At 74.4% G+C, this 20,296-nt stretch carries 17 protein-coding genes and 1 tRNA gene; 12 read left to right on the forward strand and 6 right to left on the reverse strand.

Translation table 11 applies throughout. The features are described 5' to 3' along the window. Positions 1-75: 75 nt before the first annotated feature. The 3 genes from ADK52_RS16940 (at position 76) to ADK52_RS16950 (ending at position 1,536) form a co-directional block, all read left to right on the forward strand. The gene (locus ADK52_RS16940) at positions 76-594 is read left to right on the forward strand and encodes a hypothetical protein (protein ID WP_053690656.1); all 519 of its coding nucleotides are present in this window, start codon (positions 76-78) and stop codon (positions 592-594) included. A 72-nt stretch (positions 595-666) separates the two neighbouring features. Further along, positions 667-1,389: a glutamine amidotransferase-related protein gene (locus ADK52_RS16945; RefSeq protein WP_053690697.1), complete on the forward strand. Its 723-nt coding sequence runs from the start codon at positions 667-669 to the stop codon at positions 1,387-1,389. 74 nt (positions 1,390-1,463) lie between these two features. Continuing rightward, positions 1,464-1,536, forward strand: a tRNA-His gene (locus ADK52_RS16950). Between the two features lie 62 nt (positions 1,537-1,598). Here the strand turns inward: ADK52_RS16950 and ADK52_RS16955 are convergent. Beyond that, entirely contained in the window at positions 1,599-2,408 is an 810-nt protein-coding gene (locus ADK52_RS16955) for an alpha/beta hydrolase (protein WP_324615920.1), read from the reverse strand. A gap of 18 nt (positions 2,409-2,426) precedes the next feature. Here ADK52_RS16955 and ADK52_RS16960 point away from each other — a divergent pair, with 18 nt between their 5' ends. Then, positions 2,427-3,167, forward strand: a complete 741-nt coding sequence (locus ADK52_RS16960) for a hypothetical protein (protein WP_147419997.1) — start codon at positions 2,427-2,429, stop codon at positions 3,165-3,167. On the opposite strand, the gene ADK52_RS16965 is transcribed toward ADK52_RS16960, so the two are convergent. After that, the gene (locus ADK52_RS16965; protein ID WP_053690659.1) at positions 3,154-5,214 is read right to left on the reverse strand and encodes a phosphocholine-specific phospholipase C; all 2,061 of its coding nucleotides are present in this window, start codon (positions 5,212-5,214) and stop codon (positions 3,154-3,156) included. The two genes, ADK52_RS16960 and ADK52_RS16965, sit on opposite strands and share 14 nt — an antisense overlap. Before the next feature lie 187 nt (positions 5,215-5,401). On the opposite strand from ADK52_RS16965, the gene ADK52_RS16970 reads away from it, so the two are divergent. From ADK52_RS16970 to ADK52_RS17000, 8 genes are read left to right on the forward strand one after another with little or no spacing between them, the layout of a single operon-like run. After that, complete coding sequence (locus ADK52_RS16970) at positions 5,402-7,675, forward strand: hypothetical protein (RefSeq protein WP_053690660.1); 2,274 nt, start codon at positions 5,402-5,404, stop codon at positions 7,673-7,675. A gap of 1 nt (position 7,676) precedes the next feature. Beyond that, positions 7,677-8,984, forward strand: coding sequence for a TRAFAC clade GTPase domain-containing protein (locus tag ADK52_RS16975; RefSeq protein WP_220461318.1), 1,308 nt, complete (start codon positions 7,677-7,679; stop codon positions 8,982-8,984). Then, complete coding sequence (locus tag ADK52_RS16980; protein ID WP_063783860.1) at positions 8,981-11,581, forward strand: GTPase-associated protein 1-related protein; 2,601 nt, start codon at positions 8,981-8,983, stop codon at positions 11,579-11,581. Before ADK52_RS16975 ends, ADK52_RS16980 begins: the two co-directional genes overlap by 4 nt. Beyond that, positions 11,578-13,314, forward strand: coding sequence for a TRAFAC clade GTPase domain-containing protein (locus tag ADK52_RS16985; RefSeq protein WP_063783861.1), 1,737 nt, complete (start codon positions 11,578-11,580; stop codon positions 13,312-13,314). The genes ADK52_RS16980 and ADK52_RS16985 overlap by 4 nt, the downstream gene beginning before the upstream one ends. Before the next feature lie 54 nt (positions 13,315-13,368). Beyond that, a complete protein-coding gene (locus tag ADK52_RS44485) occupies positions 13,369-13,497 on the forward strand; it encodes a hypothetical protein (RefSeq protein WP_267880912.1) in 129 nt (42 codons plus the stop codon). Between the two features lie 36 nt (positions 13,498-13,533). Continuing rightward, positions 13,534-14,196: a vWA domain-containing protein gene (locus tag ADK52_RS16990; RefSeq protein ID WP_053690661.1), complete on the forward strand. Its 663-nt coding sequence runs from the start codon at positions 13,534-13,536 to the stop codon at positions 14,194-14,196. After that, complete coding sequence (locus tag ADK52_RS16995) at positions 14,193-15,272, forward strand: protein phosphatase 2C domain-containing protein (protein ID WP_234343893.1); 1,080 nt, start codon at positions 14,193-14,195, stop codon at positions 15,270-15,272. Before ADK52_RS16990 ends, ADK52_RS16995 begins: the two co-directional genes overlap by 4 nt. Further along, a complete protein-coding gene (locus tag ADK52_RS17000; RefSeq protein ID WP_053690662.1) occupies positions 15,269-16,600 on the forward strand; it encodes a protein kinase domain-containing protein in 1,332 nt (443 codons plus the stop codon). The genes ADK52_RS16995 and ADK52_RS17000 overlap by 4 nt, the downstream gene beginning before the upstream one ends. A gap of 13 nt (positions 16,601-16,613) precedes the next feature. Here the strand turns inward: ADK52_RS17000 and ADK52_RS17005 are convergent, their stop codons facing one another. The 4 genes from ADK52_RS17005 to ADK52_RS17020 all read right to left on the reverse strand — a co-directional run bounded on the left by ADK52_RS17005 (position 16,614) and on the right by ADK52_RS17020 (position 20,145). Then, complete coding sequence (locus tag ADK52_RS17005; RefSeq protein WP_053690663.1) at positions 16,614-16,940, reverse strand: hypothetical protein; 327 nt, start codon at positions 16,938-16,940, stop codon at positions 16,614-16,616. A gap of 29 nt (positions 16,941-16,969) precedes the next feature. Beyond that, a complete protein-coding gene (locus ADK52_RS17010) occupies positions 16,970-18,472 on the reverse strand; it encodes a hypothetical protein (RefSeq protein WP_159045962.1) in 1,503 nt (500 codons plus the stop codon). A gap of 119 nt (positions 18,473-18,591) precedes the next feature. Continuing rightward, on the reverse strand, positions 18,592-19,347 hold the full coding sequence (locus ADK52_RS17015) for a hypothetical protein (RefSeq protein WP_063783863.1): 756 nt from the start codon (positions 19,345-19,347) through the stop codon (positions 18,592-18,594). An 81-nt stretch (positions 19,348-19,428) separates the two neighbouring features. Next, complete coding sequence (locus ADK52_RS17020) at positions 19,429-20,145, reverse strand: hypothetical protein (RefSeq protein WP_234343896.1); 717 nt, start codon at positions 20,143-20,145, stop codon at positions 19,429-19,431. Between the last annotated feature and the right edge of the window lie 151 nt (positions 20,146-20,296).

A 20,296-nucleotide genomic window follows, 5' to 3' on the forward strand; every position in this document is an offset into this window, starting at 1 on the left:
GCGGGATGCGTGGGCGGGCGTACCCACGGCGTGGCCGGGAGGGTGGCGGGGCGGGGGCTCCCTATCGTGGGGAGGGTGAGCATCCCCAGTGGCCAGTCCGCGGGCCGCAGCAGGCCACAGCGCGCACGCCGGACCGACTCCGCCGGGGCCGTCTACGGCTCCCTCCTCGCCACCTCCGTGGTGGCCACCGCCGGCACGGCCGGCGAGTACCCACGGGTTCAGCTCGTGGTTCTCCTGATCGTCACGGGGCTGGTGTTCTGGGCCACGCACGTATACGCCCAGCTGGCCGGGGAGCGGCTGGTCGGCGAGCCCTGGAGCCGGCAGGAGATCCGCCGCGTCGCCCTGCACGAGTGGCCCATCGTCGAGGCCGCCGCCCTGCCCGCGGCCGCCGTCGCCCTCAGCGGCCTCCTCGGGCTGGACTACGTGGCGACGGCGTGGCTCGCCATGGGCGTGGCAGTGACCCAGCAGGTCGTCTGGGCGTGCCTCGGCGCCGCCCGCGCCGGTGCCACCCGCGGCCAGTTGGCCACCGAGGGGGTCGTCAACCTCGTCCTCGGACTGGTCCTGGTGGCCACCAAGGCCGCGTTGAAGCACTGATCAGTCCTGCTTATCGAACGTGCAGGAACAATCGTTGGCGCTGAACCGGCTCCGCGCCGCACGATGATCGGCATGACCACCGCCACCGCGCGCATCGCCCTCGTCGGCGACCGCTCCCCCCACGTGAAGTCCCACACCCGGATCCCGCTCCTCCTCGACGCCCTCGCCTCCCGCGACGGGCTCGTCCTCGACGCGTACTGGATCCCCACCGGTGACGCCGGGGCCGAGGCCGCCTCCGGGGCCCTGGCCCGGTTCGACGCGGTCTGGGTGCTGCCGGGCAGCCCGTACGCCAGCGAGGCGGGGGCGCTCGCGGCGATCCGGGTGGCACGGGAGGAGGGCATTCCGTTCCTCGGGACCTGCGGCGGCTTCCAGCACGCGCTGCTGGAGTACGCCCGCTCGGTCTGCGGGCTGGCCGGCGTCGCGCACGCCGAGAACGACCCCGGGGCGAAGGAGCCGCTGATCTCCCCGCTCGCCTGTTCGCTCGTCGGCCACGAGGGCCTCGTACGGGCCGAGCCGGGGTCGCTCGCCGAGTCCGTGCTCGGCGCGGAGCGGTCCATGGAGCGCTACCACTGCACCTACGGGCCGGAGCCGCGCTACCTGCCGGTACTCGCCGCGCACGGGCTGCGGCTGTCGGGGCACGACGAGGACGGACAGCCGCGGATCGCGGAGCTGCCGGGGCATCCGTTCTTCCTGGCCACGCTCTTCCAGCCGGAGCTGTCGGGGGACGGCGGCCGCCCGCACCCGGTCGTGAAGGCGCTCGCGGCGGCGGCCGTGGCACACGCCGCGGCCGGATAACGCGTGGCGGGACCACCCTCCTGATCAGCTATGCTGTGCATGCACATCGAACGGGCGGTCCGCCGCCCTTCGTGGTGGGTGTAGCTCAGTTGGTAGAGCACCTGGTTGTGGTCCAGGTGGCCGCGGGTTCAAGTCCCGTCACTCACCCTGATCCCCTGGGGGTACGAGGTCTCCTCGTACCCCCAGGGGTTTTTCGCGTCCGCCTCCGGCTATCCCCGGAGGAACGCCTCCACCGCCGCGACGAAGCCGACCGGGGTCTCGTGCGGCGGGTAGTGCCCGGCGCCGGGCACGGGGTGGACGCGGCAGTTGGGGTACGAGACCTGCCAGGTGGCCCGCATCACGTCAGGGGTGAGGGCGAGGTCGTGCTCCCCCACGAGGACCAGCACCGGGACGGTACTGCCCTTCACGGCGGCGGACAGGTCCAGCGGCTGCCAGCTCGCGAGGTAGGCGGCGAAGGCCTCCGGCCGGGAGACGTCGAGGGAGTGCGCGATCATCCGGTCCAGCCAGTGGCGGCTCGCGCGGTGGCCGGTCACGAGGTCGAGGATGGTCCGCCGGTTCCGGGCGCTGTCGGCGGCTCCGTGGAACAGGGCGTGGGTCGCGTCGTCCATCTCGTACGGGGCGGCGGGGACCGGGTTGATCCCGATCAGCTTCTCGATCCGCTCGGGGGCCCGGACCAGGACCTGCTGCATCGCCTTGCCGCCCATGGAATGGCCCATGAGGGAGAAGGTGTCCCAGCCGATCTCGTCGGCGAGCGCGAGGACGTCGTCGGCGATCTCGGGGAGGGTGTAGCGGCCGGCGACGTCCCTGCGGTCGCCGTAGCCGCGGTAGTCGAGGAAGACGTACGAGAACCCCTCGGGGTCGAAGTAGTCCAGTACGGAGCCCCAGTTGGCGGAGGTGCCGAACCAGTCGTGCAGCACGATGACGCGGACGGGGCCAGTGCCGATCCTGCGGTGGGCGATGGCCATGCGTTCTCCCTCGGAGACGGGGTGGCTGAGCCGGACGCCGTACGTTCTGCCCATCGGATCTACGATCACACCGTGAAGCCGACAAACCGCGCGGTGCGCGCCGTCGTCAGCACCGGCCCGACGGCCGGAGCCGGACAGCGACTCCCCCACCACCCGGCGGAGTACGAGATCCGCGACCCGGGTGAGATCCGGGAGCTGCTCGCCGCGTGGCCGCAGGACACCGGGTCCGACGGCCCCTTCGAGTGCATGTGCCTCGGCCATGACGGCCGCGTGACGCTGTACGAGGCGGGCGGGCAGTCCGTACGGAGCGTGGCCCTGTCCCGTGCGGAGCCTCTGGCGCACCTCCTCGACCCAGCCGCCACGGAGGGGGTTCCGTCCCGGCACCGCTCCCGTTGGGCGCAGGCCGCGCCCGCGCGACTGCGCGCGTACGCCGGCGCCGTGGCGCGGGGAGAGGAACCGGGCCGCCCCGGGATACCGCTCGCCCTGGTCTTCTCCTGGCTCGGTGCTCGGAGGGCACAGGAGGCGGACGCCGCCTCGGTCCTGGCCGTCGAAGCGCCGGTGCGGCTGCTCGCCGACGCGCCCACGGCCGAACTGGCCTGGGCGGTACGGGAAACCGACCGCGGCGGCCTGGACGGGGCCGTGCGGTTCTTCGCGAGGGACGAGTTCACCACCCGCCACCCCAAGCGCCGCCGCGTCCCGGACACCGCCCGCGACCTGCTGCTCCGGCACGCGCGCAGTCACCGCCCCGCGGACCTCCCGGTCCTGGAGCGGCGGCTGCTGCGCGCGCCGGACGACCGCGTCAGACGGTCTTGATCGCCGGGTCGGAGAGGCCCGGGGCGCCCGTTTCGACGTGGCCGGCGAAGCGGCGGAGGAAGGTGGAGTCCGCGCCGGAGGTGACCTTCACGTCGTACCAGCGGCCCGTCGCCGACAGGTCCGCCGTGTACGCGGCCGTGCCGCCCGCCGTGACCCGGAGGGTCTGGGTCGCGCCGCCGTAGGCGTTGGTCACCGTGAGGTCGACCGCCGCCGTGCCCGAGTTGGTCAGCGTCAGCTTCAGGTTGCCGGTGGCGGCGTCGTGGCGGGCCGTGACCTCCGGACCGGTCTTCTTCGCCGGGCCCTTCCAGGTGCGCAGGAACCCGTTCGGGCCCCAGACCGTCAGGTTGATCTGGTTGCCCGTGGAACTGCTGGTGCTCCAGGTGTCCGAGAGGGTCTTGCCCGCCTCGACCGTGTAGGGCCAGGGGCCGTCCGTCCGGTTGCCCGAGGTGCTGTGGAAGTGCGCGCCGAGGGCGGGACCGGAGGAGAAGGTCAGCGTGAACTGGCCCGTGGAGGCGGTGGCCTTGCCGTCCACGTACGGGACGTAGCCCAGCGCGCGCGTCGGCTTGCCGCCCGCCTCCTGCCTGGGCAGGGTGCCCGTCGCCGGCGGGACCGGGTGGTAGGACGGGTGCGCGTTGTGGTCCGGCGGGACGTAGCCCGCCGTGGAGGGCAGGGCCGCGGGCGACGCGTCCGCCCTCGTGAAGTCGAACGCCGAGGTCAGGTCACCGCACACCGCGCGGCGCCAGGGCGAGATGTTGGGCTCCTGCACGCCGAAGCGCTTCTCCATGAACCGGATCACCGAGGTGTGGTCGAAGGTCTCGGAGCAGACGTAGCCGCCCTTGCTCCACGGGGAGACCACGATCATCGGGACGCGCGGGCCGAGGCCGTACGGGCCGGCCGCGTAGCCGCCGCCCCCGGCGTACAGGTCGCGGGTGACGTCGGCGGTGGACAGGCCCCACGCGGCGGAGGCCGGCGGGTACGGCGGGACGACGTGGTCGAAGAAGCCGTCGTTCTCGTCGTAGGTGATGAAGAACGCCGTCTTCGCCCACACCGCCGGGTTGGCGGTCAGCGCGTCCAGGACCTGCGAGATGTACCAGGCGCCGAAGTTGACCGGCCAGTTCGGGTGCTCGCTGAAGGCCTCGGGCGCGGCGATCCAGGAGACCTGGGGCAGCGTGCCGTTCACGACGTCGGCGCGCAGCTTGTCGAAGTAGCCTTCGCCCGCCTTGGCGTTGGTGCCCGTACGGGCCTTCTCGTACAGGGCGCTGCCCGGGGCCGCGTTGCGGTAGCTGTTGAAGTACAGCAGCGAGTTGTCGCCGTAGTTGCCGCGGAAGGCGTCGCTGATCCAGCCCCAGCCGCCGGCGGCGTTCAGGCCGTCGCCGATGTCCTGGTAGATCTTCCAGGAGACCCCGGCCGCCTCCAGGCGCTCCGGGTAGGTCTTCCAGCCGTACCCGGCCTCCTGGTTGCCGAGGACCGGGCCGCCGCCGGTGCCGTCGTTGCCCGTGTGGCCCGTCCACATGTAGTAGCGGTTAGGGTCGGTCGCGCCGATGAACGAGCAGTGGTAGGCGTCGCAGACCGTGAAGGCGTCGGCGAGGGCGTAGTGGAACGGGATGTCGTTCCGCGTCATGTACGCCATGGTCGTGGCCGTCTTGGCCGGGACCCACTTGTCGTACTTGCCGTTGTTGTACGCGGCGTGGCCGCCGGCCCAGTCGTGGTTGAGGCCCTCGACGAACTGCATGCCCAGGTTGGTGACCTGCGGGTTGAAGGGGAGGATGTCCTTCGTCCCGTTGGGCTGGTAGAAAACGGACTTTCCGTTGTCCTGGAGGACGGGACGCGGGTCGCCGAAGCCCCGTACGCCCTTCATCGAGCCGAAGTACTGGTCGAAGGACCGGTTCTCCTGCATGAGGACCACGATGTGCTCGATGTCCTGGATGGTGCCGGTGGTGCCCTGGGCCGGGATGGCCGCCGCGCGCGCGATGCTCTCGTTCAGCATCGCGGCCGCGGCGGTTGCGCCCGCGATCTGCAGGAACCTGCGGCGATTGAGTTCAGCCATGGGATGACGACCTCTGCGGGTGAGGGGGATGTCGAGGGGCGCCCCAAGGAGAGCGGTCCCGGGGTACCGGACGGAGATCAGTTCGTGACACGCCGCGGTACAGCCGGAGAACGGAAAGACCTCCCGGACGCTGCGTGCATCTGCTGGAATGACCTCCGAAACACACTGCACGGGGGGTGCGGAGCAGATGGCGGGGACCGAGTTCGGGCATGCCCTGGGGCGCTCCCGTGCGCTTTCCGGCCTGCCGGCCGCTCCGCTGGTGGCACGGTACGGGGAACTCGCCTCCGAGCAACAGGCCCTGGGCTTACGTCACTTGGGCGAGTTACTGGTTCCGGCCGGGGGTCGGTTCCGGGTGCTCGACGGGATCTTCGCGGTCGAGGGACCGGGGCGGCGGCGTCATGTGGGCGTCGAGGCGCTGCGGGGGCTGCGGGCCGCCCGCGGCGGCGCGCAGGGCGGGGCCGGCGCGTTACTGGAGCGGCTGGCCGGGATCCAGGAGCGGGATCCGGCCGCGCTGCGGCGGATCCTGCTGTACCAGCTGGTGCGGCTGCTGCACGACCATCCCCGGGGGGATCTGCCGGACACGGCCGCGGGGTTCGGGGTCGACCCCGACGAGGCGGCCGCCCTGGTGCACGCCGCCGCCGCGAGCCCCCGGCTGGATCCGGCGCAGCGGGCCGCCGCCGAGGGGCTGGAGGACGACTGGCTGGCCGGGCGGGTGCGCGCCGCCGCCCGGAGCGCCGCCGTACTGCCGCGGAGCGCGGCCGGCGGGGACCCGCTGCTGGCGGGGCGGCTGGCCGCGCTGGCCGAGCGGGTACGGGCCGCGGACGCCCTGCTGGACGAGGCCCGCGCGGACGAGGACCGGCAGGACCGGGAGCGGGCCGCGGCGGCGTACGGGCGGGCGGCCCGACTGGCCTGGGACTGCCCGCGCGCGGTGCGGGGCCTGGTCCGCACCCACCGGCCGGCCGAGGGGGACCCCGGCCCGCTGGAGGCACGGCCGGTGGCCGGCGGGGTGGCCCTGCGCCGACCGCCCGGCGCCGACCCGGACGGGATCTGGCGGGTGGTCCGGCTGACCCGGCGCGAGCCGATCGCCACGCCGCTCCCGGAGGTGCCGGGTCCGCTCGGCGCCGGGCCGCTGACGGACGCTCGGGCCCCGCTCGGCCGGGAGGTCCGGTACGTGGCCCTCCCGGGCGACGGCGGCACCCCGCTGATCAGCGCCCCGCTGCTGGTGGCCCCCGAGGTGACGGAGCTGCGCCTCACCGACGGCCGCGCCCGCGTCGAGGCCGCCTGGCTGCGCCCGCCCGGCGCGACCGGGGTGCGGGTGACCCTGACCGGACCCGAGGGGCGTACCGCGGACCTCGGCACCCCGAGCGCGGCCGGCCCGGCGGGCCCGGCGGGAGCGGGCGCCGCGGGGTCCGGCCGGGAGGGCGTGCGGGCCGGGGGGCTGGAGCCGGGGGGCTACGTGGTGCGGGTACGGTGCCGGTACGCGGGGGCGGGGGGCGAGGTGCTGTCCGGCGGGGTCGAGGCCGCCGTCACCGTGCACCCCTGGCCCGAGCCGGTGCTCGGGCTCAGGGCGGCCGCCCGCGGCGCCGGTGGGCTGGAGTTCCGGTGGACGGGGGGCGCCGGGGGCGACGTACGGTTCGTGGAATGGCCGGGGACGGCTCCCGCGGAGGGTGCCGAGCTGCCGGCCTCCGCGCTGCCGGCGGCGCTGGCCTGGGTGGACTCCGCCGGGATCGCGCAGCCGCCGCCGGGCACGCTGGCCACCGTCAGCGCCGTCGCGGTCCTCGGCGAGCGGGCGCTGGCCGGGCCCGGCCTGGTGGTCGAGGCCCCCGAGGCGGTCTCCGGGCTCACCGTCCGGCGGACCTCCGCCGGACGGGCCAAGGTCAGCTTCGACTGGCCCGACGGCGCCGGCCGGGTCACGGTCGCGGTCACCCCCGAGTCCGGCGGCGAGCGCACCGAACACCCCGTCGTGCGGGCCGTGTTCCTGCGGGAGGGGCTGGAACTGCCCGTCGGTCCCGGCGCCGCCCGCGTCAGCGCGTACGCCGCACCGCGCAGCGCGCACGCGGTCGCCGCCGCCCCGCGCGAGGCCGGGCAGGCGGCCCTCCCGGCCGACGTGGCCATCGCGTACCGGCTGCTGCCCGGGCCCCGGCGGATGCTGCGGCGCGGTCCCGCCGTGCTGCGGGTGAGCCTGCTCTCCCCCGGCGGGGACCCCGGCTCCGGGCTGCCCGACTTCGTCCTCGTCTCCGGACCGGGCGGCGGCGGGGCCCGGCCCCACCGCCCCTCCGACGGAGCCGAGTTGTGCCGGGTGACCGGCGCCGAGCTCGCGGCTTCGGGGACCGTCGAGCGCGAGATCCTCCCCCACCCGCCCGGCGGCGGCCCGTACGCCGTACGCGGTTTCCTCCTCGGCGGCCGTGCCGCCTCCGTCCGGCTCGACGAGCCCTCCCTCACCTCCCTGGTGGTCCGCTGACATGACCTCCGTCGTCTGCCCCTACTGCTTCGACCGCTCGGCCGCCGCCCGGCTGCCGTTCCGCTGCCAGATGTCCGCCACCGGCGTACGCGGCGGCAAACCCTGCACCGCCGAACTCGACGACACCTGGGCGGAGTTCATGGGACCGAGCGTGCCGCCCGCGCTGAAGATGCGCGGACCGGTCTTCACCGCCCCGCGCGGCCTCGCCGGCCGTCTCGCCGGCGGCGGGGGCACGCGCGCGGACTGCCCGCACTGCGGGGTGTCCACCCCGGTCCGGGTCTGCCTGCGCTGCCACAGCGACTTCCCGAGCGACTACACCGACCAGGACACCCGGATCATCGCCCTGCTGGGCCCCAAGGCGTCCGGCAAGAGCACGTACGTCTCGGTGCTGATCAACGAGCTGCGCAACCGGGTGGGCCGGGCGTACGGCGCCTCCATCACGGCGATGGGCGGCGAAACCCAGCGCCGGGACCGGGAGATGGCCGAGGACCTGTACGACCGGCTGCGGCTGCCCGAGGCGACGAGACCCGCGGCGCTCGGCTTCAACGACCCGCTGCTGTACCGGCTGAGCCTGCCGCTGCGCCGCCGGCTGCGCGGGGACGGCAGCCGGCACACCGCGCTGGTGTTCTTCGACGCGGCGGGCGAGGACCTGGGCAGCGCCGAGGCCATGGACCGCTACACGCACTACCTGGCTGCCGCCGACGGGATCATCCTGCTGGTGGACCCGCTCCAGATGCGGGCCGTACGGGACCAGCTGCCGGTGGACGCGGACCTTCCGCTGCCCACGGTGGAGACCCCGCCGCAGCAGATCGCGGCGGACCTCGCTGCGCAGCTGCGGGCCCACGGGCGGGGCACCTCGCGCGGCCGGGTCACCACGCCCGTGGCAGTGGCGGTGACCAAGACGGACTCCCTGTTCTCGCTGGTGGGGCCGCACTCCCCGCTGCGGCGCAACGCCGACCACGCGGGCGGCGCGGTGGACGACGAGGACCGGCTGGCGGTGCACGAGGAGATGCGCGGGCTGCTGGACGGCTGGGACTCGGGGGCGCTGTTCCGGCAGCTGGACCGGGACTTCGCGCAGCTGTCGCTGTTCGGGCTCTCGGCGCTGGGCTCGCCTCCGCCCGCGCACGCCCCGGCCGACGCCCCCAAGTCGGGGCCGCAGCCGCTGCGCGTCGAGGACCCGCTGCTGTGGCTGCTGGGACTGGGCGGGCTGCTGCCGCGCTCCGGGACCGGTGGTGGCGCGGGGCGCCGTACGGCGGCCGCGGCGCGTGGGACCGAGGGCCCGCGTCACGGTTCGGGAGGAGAGGCGTGAACCTCGCGCAACTGCACTACACCTCGGCGCCGCCGGGGCCGGACGGCTCGGGCTTCCGGTTCACCGCCGTCAGCCCCGGCGTGCCCGCCTCGCTGCTGCGCGAGGCCGAGCAGCTGATCGGCTACGAGCCGCCCCGGGACGCGCCGCCGCGCCCGAGCGCGGACCAACTGGGCGCGTTCCCGCAGGCCTTGAGTCTGAACGTGCTCTCCGACGGCAGCCGGCTGCTGGCCCGCTCCGTGTACACGGGCGCCGACTACAGCGGCCGCTGGGGCAATTTCCACGCCCATGCCGTCCATCTGCCGCAGCCCGCCGACGCGGACGGGCCCGCCAGGGGGCAGCTGCCGATCACCGCCTGGGGCTCCCCGCAGTGGGCGGCCGATTCGCCGCCGCCCGGGGCGCCCGTGCCGCCGCTGGCGTCGGTGCCCGCCCCGGGCCCGCTGGACCTCGGGGCGCTGGCGGCCTTCGTGGCCTCCCGGGGGCCCTGGCTCGCCGGGTTCTTCGCCGACGTACGGCGGCTCGCCGAGGATCCGGCGGCTCCGCAGCTGGTGCTGGTGGAGCGGGACAGCGAGGCCGTGGCCTGGTGGATCATGCTGGCCTGCAGCGTGCTGCCGCACCGGCGGGGGCAGTGGCTCACCTTCACCACGTACACCCGGCGGCCGCAGCTCGCCCGGCAGCAGATCATCGGCGTGGTGCCGGAGGACGGGACGGGCCTCGCCGGACAGGAGCACCGCTACCGGGTGTACGACGCCGCCCGCGCGGCGGCGCCCGAACCGGCCCCCGATCCGTGGGCGCAGACCGCCGCGCGGATCTGGCAGGCGCAGCGGCAGGAGCTGTTCGCGCACGTCCGGCGGCTGCCCGGACCGTCCGGCGGGCCCTCGGGACCGTCAGGGTCTTCGGGACCGTCGGCGCCGCCGGGGTCTTCCGAGCCGTCCGGGCCGTCCGGGCCGTACGAGGCGGGGCCGCTGGCCGCGCTCGCGCTCGCCGCCGGGGTCGACCTGGACTCGGCGGGCCGGGCCGCGGCCGCCGACTGGGCGGCCGGACACCGGGCCTCCCTGGACGACGTACAACTGCACGCGCTGGCGCGGGCACTGGCCCGTCCGGCCGGGGACCGGGGGCCCGAGGAGGCCGCCGCGAGCGGCCGGCTGCTGTCGGCCCTGGCCGGCTGGGCGCCCCCGGAGGTGAGCGAGCCGCTGGTGGAGCTGGCGCTGGCCGGGGCGGTCCGCTCGGGCGGCGCCGCACCGCCCGCCGGGCTGCTGGGCGAGCCGGCCCGGCTGCGGCTGGCGGCCGAGCTGGAGCCGGAGCTGCGGGCGGCGCTCACCGATCCGGCGCGCGAACCGGCGGACCGGGTCGGGCTGTTGCGGGTCGCCGTGGAGCTCGGGATGGACACCGAGGCCCTCCTGCCCGATGTGGCACGGCAGTTGGCGCAGGCGCTGATCGCCGATCCCGAGTCGGCGTACGGGGAGGCGGTGGGGGCCGCGCTGGCGGAGCTGCCGCGGCTGCGGGAGCTCGTACTCGACCGGCTCGACGGGCTCGCGGCGGGCGATCCGGCCGCGGGGGCCCGGCTGTTCGCCGTCACCCCGCTGCGGCTGACCGGGGCCGGGACCGGGGCGCTGCCGCATCTGCGGATGTGCGCGCAGGCCCCCGCGGCGGCGGCCGGGGACCGGATGAAGGCGCTGACCCGGCTCGTGGAGCACTCCGGCGCCTCGCTGGAGGAGGATCCGCTGGTGCTGCGGACGGCGATGCGGCTGGTGTGGGGCGCGCAGCCGCCGACCGCGGGCGAGGCCTGGCTGGCCCTGTCCGCGCTGGGCGAGCGGGCCCACCGGGAGGCCGGCACCTGGGAGTCGCTCGCGCGGGCGGCGGTGTCCGCCCCGGCCGGCGACCGGGACGCGGAGGCACTGGCGGTGGAGCTGCTGCGCCGCTCCTCGGCGCAGCTCCCGACCTCCCTGCGGGCTTCGCTGCTGCTGCTGGAGCTGGCCCGGAACCTGCGGGCCCGGGAGATCGGCCCGGGCTGGGTGCGCCAGGCCCTGGCCCTGGGCACGGCGGACCCGACGCCGACGGCGCGGGAGCACGCGTACGCGGCGGTCGCCGCCCACCTGCTCTCCGATGACCGGACCGAGAGCGAGCTGCGGGCCCTGATCGAGAGCAACGACGCCGAGCTGCTGGCGGCGTACCGCCGGGCCGCCCGGCAGCCGCGGGTCGCGGACCGGCTGAGGCTCGACCCCCGGTACGCGGCGGAGTGCTTCGCCACCTGGTCCTCCCAGCCCCAGGCGGGCCCGGCATGGCAGGAAGCCCGCACCGATCTCCTCGACGGCGTGCTGCGCCCGGCCGTACGGGGCCTGCCGGCGCCGCAGCTCACCGCGCTGGAGGAGGCGTTGGCCCGGCTGGGCGGCCGCTGGTCGGAGGACTTCCGCGGCTGGCAGCGGCCCGGCGCCTTCGGGCGGCTGCGCGACCGCTTCGGCGGCTCCGGCCGGCGGGGCGCGAAGGGCGCGCCCGGGAACCCGCCACCACGGGGCGGACACGGTGGACCCATCGTGCCCGGCGACCCGGGCGGGCCCGCCGGATCCGGCGGATCCGCCGACGACGGGAGGCGGCCGTGACCTCCGGCGGCGTGGACCTGGCGCTCATCGCCAAGATCTTCGGGTGGATCACGGTGGCGATCGGGGCGCTCATCTGCCTCGGCTACGGGCTGTGGCGGTTCCTGGCACTGGCCCTGGGGGCGGCCGCCACCGCGTTCGCGCCGCGCACCCCCGGGACGCCCGACCCGCGAATCTCCCCGTACACGGGTCCGGAACCGACGCAACCCGCCTACTGGGCGCGGCAGATGTGGGTCGACGCGGTGGCCGCCGTGCGGGCGGCCGCGCACACCGTGTGGTACCTGCTGGTCCACCACTGGCTCGGCGAGCTCGTCCGCCACCGGCTGCTGAGCGGGCGCAACGCGTCGACCGGGGATCGCGCCGAGAACGTCTTCGGGCGGCTCGTACTGCGGCTGCTCGCCCCGGCGACGGCGCTGGCCGCGCTGCTGTCGGCGCTGCTCGCCTCCGCCCTGCTCCTCGGCATCGCGGTGGCCTTCACCGCCCAGCTGCTGCTCGCAGGGGGCGTGGCCCTGGCCGGGGTGGCGGGCGGGCGGAGCGCGGAGCGGCTGTGGAAGCTGGCCCGCGGCATCCGCATGAAGTGCCCGTACCCGGGCTGCTACCGGCCGTTCCCGCTGGCCGTGCACCTGTGCCCGGGCTGCGGGGCCGCCCACCGCGAGCTGCGGCCCGGCCGGTTCGGGGCACTGCGGCACGTCTGCCGGTGCGGTCGGGCCCTGCCCACCACCGCCCTGGCCGGGAGGCGGGAGCTCGCCCTGCGCTGCCCGCACTGCGATCAGGAGCTTCCGGCGGCCGTGGGCACGACGCGGGTGGTGCACCTGCCGCTGATCGGCGGCACCTCCGCCGGGAAGACCATGCTGATGGCGGCCATGCTCGAAGGACTGCGCTCCTGGTCGCACGAGTCGGCGCTGACGGTCGAGTTCGCCTCGATCGCCGACCGGCGCGAGGCCAACACCCTGGGCCGGCAGCTGGAGACGTCGGGGTGGGCGCTCAAGACACAGGGCGGGCAGCCCCGGGCCCTGATGCTGCTCGTCGGACGCGGGCGCGGCCCGCTGAAGCGCCGGCGGCTGCTGTACCTGTACGACCCGATGGGCGAGTCGCTGCGCGACGCGGCCACCACTCGGCTCCAGCAGTACCTCGCGCACGCCGACGGGGTGGTGCTGGTGGCGGACGTACTGGCCGCGCCCGGCGTACGGCGCGCCCTGCGCGAGGGCGACGGGAGGCTCGCGGTGGCGGCCCGCCCCGCCGATCTCGGTCCGGTGGACACGTACGCGTCGTTCTCCGGGGAGCTCCAGGGCCTCGGCGGCCGGCGGGGGCGCCTGGGGGTGGCGGTGGTGGTGACCAAGCGGGACGTACTGGACCGGCTGAGCTCGCTGCCGCGGCCGCAGGGGCCGGTCGACGCCTGGCTGGGCGAGATCGGGCTGGACGGGCTGGTCCGCACCCTGGACCACGATTTCGCGGCGGCCCGCTACTGGGCGGTCAGCGCCCACGCCGCGACCGGGGCGGGCGCCCTGGTGTCCGAGCAGCGGCGGGCGGCGGAGCCGGTGCTGTGGCTCCTGTCGCGCACGGGACTGCGGGCCGGCGGCGTGCCGGGCTCCGCCCGGCAGGCGCGGCTCCCCCGTCTCCCCCGGCTGCCGCGACCACGCGGCGGGACCGGCGGGAGCGGCGGGAGCGGCGGGACCGGCGGCACGCGCCCCGGCGAACCGACCGACCCGGCGGCACCGGATCGATCAAGCCTGTGACGTGGGGCGGGGCAAAGGCTAGATTCCAAGGGTCACTGAGAGGAGCAACTGCCCATGGTGACACCGCAGATCGCACGGGGGCGGCTGCTGATGCTGATCCTGTTCGTGGCGGCGGTCGTGATGACGGCGGCCGCCGGGGTGGCGGCGCTCGTGCGGTACGTACCGCAATGGCTTGGGAGTTGAAGGAGATTAGCGGTGAGTGACATCCCCGGTGGGCCGATGGCGAACCGGCCCGTCCACTTCATCTGGCTGCTCGACTGCTCGTACTCGATGCAGGGCGAGAAGATCGGCCAGCTCAACTACGCGATCAGAGAAGCCGTTCCGGAGATGCGCTCGGTGGCGCAGGACAATCCGGCGGCCCAACTGCTGCTGCGCACGATGACGTTCTCCACCACGGCCCGGTGGCACCACCAGGATCCGGTGCCGGTGGAGAACTTCACCTGGCAGGACGTCCAGGTGGACGGCATGACCAACCTGGGCGAGGCGCTCCAGATGGTGGCCCGGGAGCTGGACACCCCGCCGATGCCGCAGCGGGCGCTGAAGCCGGTGCTGGCGCTGGTCTCCGACGGGGTGCCGACGGACGACTGGAAGGCGGGGCTGCGGGCGGTCGACGCCACCCCGTGGGGCCGCAAGGCCGTACGGGTGGCCATCGCGATCGGCGCGGACGCCGACCGCACCGTGCTCCAGGAGTTCCTCGGCAATCCGGAGCTCCAGCCGCTGGACGCGAACAGCCCCAAGCAGCTGGCGGCGGCGATCCGCTGGGCCTCGACGGCGGCGGTCAAGGCGGCCTCGCAGATGGTGGCGGGCGCGGCGGACCCCCTCGCCAAGCAGGCGCCGTACGCCCCGCCGGTGCTCGACGACGACGATGACGACGTGTGGTGAGCGGGACCGTGTCACCGGAACCACCACCCGTACGGCCGCCCGTGCCGCTGTGGGCCACGCTCCTGCAGAGCGTCCAGGGCGTCAACAAGACCCGCAACCAGGACTACTGCGAGGTCCAGGGGCGCGGCACGGCCGAGGAGCCGCTGATCATGGCGGTGGCCGACGGCCACGGCTCGGCGGCGCACGCCCGCAGCCATCTGGGCTCCCGCTTCGCCGTGGACCTCTTCGTCGAGGAGGCCCGGCGGTTCGGGGCGCTCGCCCAGCCGCGCGGCGACGAGCGGCCGCCGAGCCTGGCCTGGCTGATGCACTACGCCGAGCACGCCTTCCCCCGCCAACTGGTCAGTGCCTGGCGGGAGAAGGTGCTCGGCAACTGGGCGCGGACCAGCTCCCACGAGGAGCCGGGCCTGTCCGAGGAGCGCAAGGTACTGCTGTACGGGAGCACGCTCGTCGGGGCGGTGCTCACCCCCCGGGTGTTCGCGGCCTGGCAGCTCGGCGACGGCGAGCTGACGGTGGTGGACGACGTCGGGCGGGTGACCGTACCGCTGGCGCCGGCCGAGGCGGACCTGGGGGACGAGACGGAGTCGCTGTGCACGCCGGAGGCGTGGCTGCGCGTACGGACGCACTGGGCGCCGGTGACGGCCCCCTCGCGGGCGCCCCGGCTGGTCGCGCTCTCCACCGACGGGCTGTCGAAGAGCTTCGCCTCGGACCGGGGGTTCCTGCAGTTCATGGCCGGGCTGGACGACCGGCTGTCGGCGGAGGGCGCGGACACCGTACGGGCCGTCCTCCCGCAGTGGCTGGCCAGGGCCTCCCAGCACTCGGGCGACGACACCACCCTGGTGGCCGCCTGGCACCGGGGCACCCCGCCGGCTCCTGAACCGGCGGCGGCCATGGAGGCGGCCCCGGAGGCGGCCCCCGAGCCGGCGTCGGAGCCGGCCCCGGAGACGGCCCCGGAAACGGCTTCTGCCGCGGACCCGGGAGTGCCCACCGCCCCGGACCCCGCCGGGCCCCCGACCACCGCCCCGGCACCACCGGCCGATCCGGCACCACCGACCGACCCTCACGGGAGAGACGAATGAGCGGCATGCTCGACAGCGGGACCCTGCTGACGACCGACAGCGGTCTGGGCGTGGAGGTGTTCGACCTGCTCGGGGCCGGCGGGCAGGGGGAGGTCTACCGGGTGCGGACCCCCGCCGGGTACCAGGCGCTCAAGTGGTACTACCCGGCCTGCGCTACCCCCGCGCAGGAGGACATCGTCCGCCAGCTGGTGGGCCGCGGCTTCGACGACGACCGCTTCCTGTGGCCCCTGGACTTCGTGGCCGACGGGCGCGGCGGGTTCGGGTACCTGATGGACATCCGCCCGGACCGGTTCAAGGGCCTGCCCCTGCTGTTCCGGCGGCAGCTGCGCACCTCGACGCGGGCCCTGCTGAAGGCCTGCCTCTACACGGTCGAGGCGTACCAGGCCCTCCACTCGCGCGGGATCGCGTACCGGGACATCTCCTGGGGCAACATCTTCTTCGACCCGGCCACCGGCGACGTGCTCGTCTGCGACAACGACAACGCGGTGGTGGAGGGCGACAGCACCGGCATCTCGGGGACCATGGAGTTCATGGCGCCCGAGCTGGTGCGCGGCGACCCGGGGGTCGCCCCCGGCACGCAGAGCGATTTGCACTCCCTGTCGGTGCTGCTGTTCATGCTGCTGATGAACCATCACCCGCTCAAGGGGCGGCGCGAGTTGGCGATCCACTGCCTCGACGAGGCGGCGGAGCGCAAGCTGTACGGGAAGCAGCCCCTGTTCGTCTTCGACCCGCAGGACCGCTCCAACGCCCCCGACCCGACCGAGCAGACGACCGTACTGGCCACGTGGGCGGCGGCTCCGGACTCCCTGCGGGAGCTGTTCACCAAGAACTTCACCGCGGGCCTGCACGATCCGACGACACGGGTACGGGAGTCGCAGTGGCGGGACACGCTGCGGGCGGTGCTGGACGCGGTCGTGGAGTGCGCGCAGTGCGGGCGGCAGAACATGACCGAGCCCCGGTCCGCCGATCCGGGCACCTGCTGGGGCTGCGGGAGCACGCTGGTGCTGCCGCCGCGGCTGGTGCTGACCACGCCCCCGCCGCGCACCGAGCACCACATCCTGCTGCACCGCTCCTCGCGGGTGCAGGCGCACCACCTGGCCCCGGAGCCGGCCCGGCACGACTACGGCGACGGAACGCTGGTGGCGCAGCTGACCGAGCACCCGCAGAAGCCGGGCCGGTTCGGACTGGCGAACCGGTCGGCCTCGACGTGGACGGGTACCCGCGCCGACGGCTCCACCCAGCGGATCGATCCCGGCCAGACCGTTCCGCTGCGCTCGGGCCTGGAGCTGGACTTCGGCGGCGCGCGGGCCGTCGTACGGACGAAGTGACGGTCCGGGGGCGTCAGTTGCCCAGGAGACGGCTGATCTCCTGGGCGAGGGCGAGGCCGCCGCTGCCCACTCCGAGACCGAGGGTGATGGTCTCCAGGGAGCGGCGGATCACCCCCGGCTCGGCGGGGCGGCGCTCCTGCGCGGCCCGGTCCAGCTCGCCGTGCAGGACGTCCGCCGCCTCGATGCGGGTCGGGGCCGCGCCCTGGTCGCGGAGCCACTGGGCGAGTTCGGCGGCCAGCCGCAGGGTCTGGGCGGCGGTGTCCTGTTGCCCGATGTTGACGGTGGCGTTGTCGCCGATGACGCCGGCGTTGACGTCCCCGTTGAAGTTGAAGGTGCCCATGCGCTCTCCTGGTTCCGCTGGTCGTGGGATCAGGGCGCGCCGCGGCCCTGGCCGCCCTGGGGTCCGGCGGGCGCGGCGCCCGGCCCGCCGTGGTGGTTGACGGTGCCGTTGTCGCCGATGACACCGGCCTGCACACTGCCCTGGAAGGTGTAGGTGTGGGTGTTGATGACCTGCTGCGCCTGGTCGTAGGAGCTGGTGTCGACGTTGTGGTCCTTCAGGAACCGCTCGGTCGCTATCAGCACGCCCTGCTGGAGGCGCTGGAGGAAGTCCTGGGAGTCGGTGCGCTCGGTGTAGCCCAACTGGTCCCAGTCCGCGACCCGTTCGCGGATGCTGTCCACGGCACCGTAGTCGTACAGCACGTGCCGCTTGTCGATCTCCCGCCGCGTCTTCTCCAGGTCGCGGGCGCGCCGGCGACGGGCCGAGGAGCGGCGGGTGATCCGTGAGGCGGCCCCCAGCAGCGCGGGCCCGGCGGCGCGGGTGGTGTGGACGACCAGGTCCCACCAGCGCTCGAACCCGTCCACCGGCAGCCGGTTCACCTTGTCGAACCGCGCCTGGAGCGGGGGGATGCCGTACGCCGACACCTCCCAGGTGAGGCTGGGGTGGTGGAGGCGGGCCCGCAGGTGCATGGAGACGATGGCACGGCCGCCCTCACCGGCCCGGACCAGGCTGAGGTAGGTGCGCATGCCGGCGCCGGACTGCATCAGGCCCGCCTGGACGAGCTGCTTGGGGATCTGGGCGAGCGGCCGTTTCAGCGGGTCCGGCAGCAGTTCCGCACCCACGTACGGCACGTGATTGCCGATGACGTAGAGCCGGTTGCGGACCTGGAGGCCCTTGAGTCCGGCGATGTGCTCCATCTCGCGGGCCACGTAGGTGTGCAGGTCGACCGCGTCGAAGGGCTTGATGGGCAGTTTGGCGCCGTTGCCGGCGGGGTCGTCGGCCGGCCGGCTGACGTCGATGGGCTGCCAGACCATCTCCTTGAGCCTGGATCCGCTGCCGACGAAGGGGTTGGTGCGCTCGGCACTCGCGGTGTACGGGACCACGTTGGCCCGCTTGTGCTCCAACAGCCTTCTCTCGACGTCGGGTTCGATGGCCGGGGCCAGGCCGGCGGGGCGCTCCGCGCCGTGCTCCACCGTGAGCGCGGCGGTACGGGCCCGGCTCTCGGCCTGGTGGACCAGCCACCAGGCGCTCGCGTACGCGAGAACGACGAGCCCGGCGGCCGCGCGGGCAAGCCCCCCGAGCCCGCTGACCAGCGCGTACAACAGCACGGGCACGGCAGCCCACACCCCGACCCCGCAGATCCAGGCCAGCCGCCGGTCCCGTACGTCGATCCGCCGGACCGCGGCGCGCCCGTGCCGGGCCAGTGCCACCAGGTCGATGCCGAGGGAGAGGCCGGTGGCGCGCAGCCGGTCCTCGGTGAGCTCCAGGTCCACGTACCGGGCGAAGCCCTCGTCCAGGTGCGCGCCCGCGCACAGGTGCCGCGTCACCGCATCGGTCCGGTACTGCGCGAGCGCCGGTAACTGCCGTCCCCCCACGTGCCCCTCCCCCATGTCCCCGCCACCCTACGGAAACGCGCCGCGCCTGTCCCCCGATTGCCCCCGATCAGGGCCGTCGGCAGTCGCGCGCGAGCCGCCATCGCATGCCGGATCCGTGCTCATCCGTAGTCCTCGACCAGTTCCCCGATGAGCGCGAGCAGGGCATCGGCTCGGCAACGGTCCTCGCGCTGGTTCCGCAGGTCCTGGTCGAGCGCCCGGAGGGTGGCCACCGCGGCCGGGTTCCGGTCTCTCACCTCGTCCAACAGCGGCGTGGTGACCAGATCCAGGCATCGGGTGAACAGCAGGCGGGTGGCCGGGGCGGGAGGAGCCGGGTCCGGGGCGGCGAAGCCGCTGGTCAGGTAGCGCACGGGATCCGCGAGGCTCCATCCGACGACGGTGCCGTGCTGCACGAGCAGCGCCACGTCGGGTGCGATCCCGATGCGGGCCTCCAGCGGCTCGTCGAGTACGTCGAGATCGCGCAGGCAGGTCAGCACGGTGTCCCCGGGGGCACGGCAGAGCTCCGTGGTGACCTCAAGGCGGAAGTCCCGGGCCTCGTCCGCGCGGAGACCGCCCGGCCGGGCGAGGGGTGTGGCGGGAACGCGGGCGGCGTCCTCGGCATCTGCGGCCTCACCGACGATCTGGAATTCGGCCCCGACCAGTTCGCGGCCGACAGGATCGAACCGGAGCTCGTCGGGGGTGTCCCACAGCCACGCCGCACTGCCGAAAGTGCCCATGAGGAACCGCCCTCGTTCGTCCACATCCGCGTACGGAACGATGCGCACACGGAAGTCCCGGAAGTCGAAGCCGGGCGCGGTGGAGAGGGGTTCGCCGCCCGACACCGTCGCGGTCCAGTCGCCGTCGATGGTGAGTGTCACGGTGAATACCGCCTCTTCGGTTCTGTATGCCCGGAGCCGTGAAGCCGCGCTTCGCGGGAATCGCGCCCTCCAAGATACCGGTCACCAGTTCCCGTAGATGTTCGCGATGTTGGCGATCAGCTCGCGCAGGGCGTCAGCGCGGTGACGGTCCTCGCACTGATCGCGCAGGGCCTCGTCGGCGGCCCGCAGCCGGGCCAGGGCGACCGGCTCCCGGTCCTCCACGTCGTAGATCAGCGGATCGGTGACCAGATCCAGGCACTCGGTGAGCAGCCGACGGGTGGCGGGGGACGGAGGGGCGGGGTCGGGGTCGGCGTATGCGGTGGTCAGGTACTGCGCCGGATTTGTGAGGCTCCATCCGACAACGACGCCGTGCTGGACCAGGAGCGCCACGTCGGGGGCGATGCCGATGCGGGCCTCCACCGGCTCGTCCAGGACATCGAGACCGTGCAGGCAGGCCAGCACGGTGTCCCCGGGAACGCGGCACAGCACCGGGCACATTTCGTGCCGGAAGTCTTGGACCTCGTCGGCGCGCAGCCCGCCGGGACGTAGGGCCGGCAGGACGGGAACGCGGTCGGTGCTCTCGCAGTTGGGGGACGTGCACGGCATCTGGAACTCGGCCCCGACCAGCCGCCGGCTGTCCATGTCGAACCGGAAGACGTCAGGGAAATCCCACAAGAAGTGCTGGCTGCCGAAGGTGTCCAGGACGAACCGCTCCGACTCCTTCGGATTCGCATATTGCACAATGCGCAGATGGTCACCCGTGAAGCGGGGGGTGATCTGCAGCGGCTCGCCTGTCACGCTTGCGCGCCAGCCTCCGTCGAATGCCAGATTCATGGTGTCTGCTGCCTCATCTGATCTGGACTCCTGGAGCCATGCAGCCTTCCTTGGTGGGAATCCTGCCCTCCACAACCTGTTCGTGGGTAATCGGCGGGTGGGGGTCCGTGGGATT

It is taken from the genome of Streptomyces sp. WM6372, assembly GCF_001279655.1.
In the GTDB taxonomy this organism is placed as follows: Bacteria; Actinomycetota; Actinomycetes; order Streptomycetales; family Streptomycetaceae; genus Streptomyces.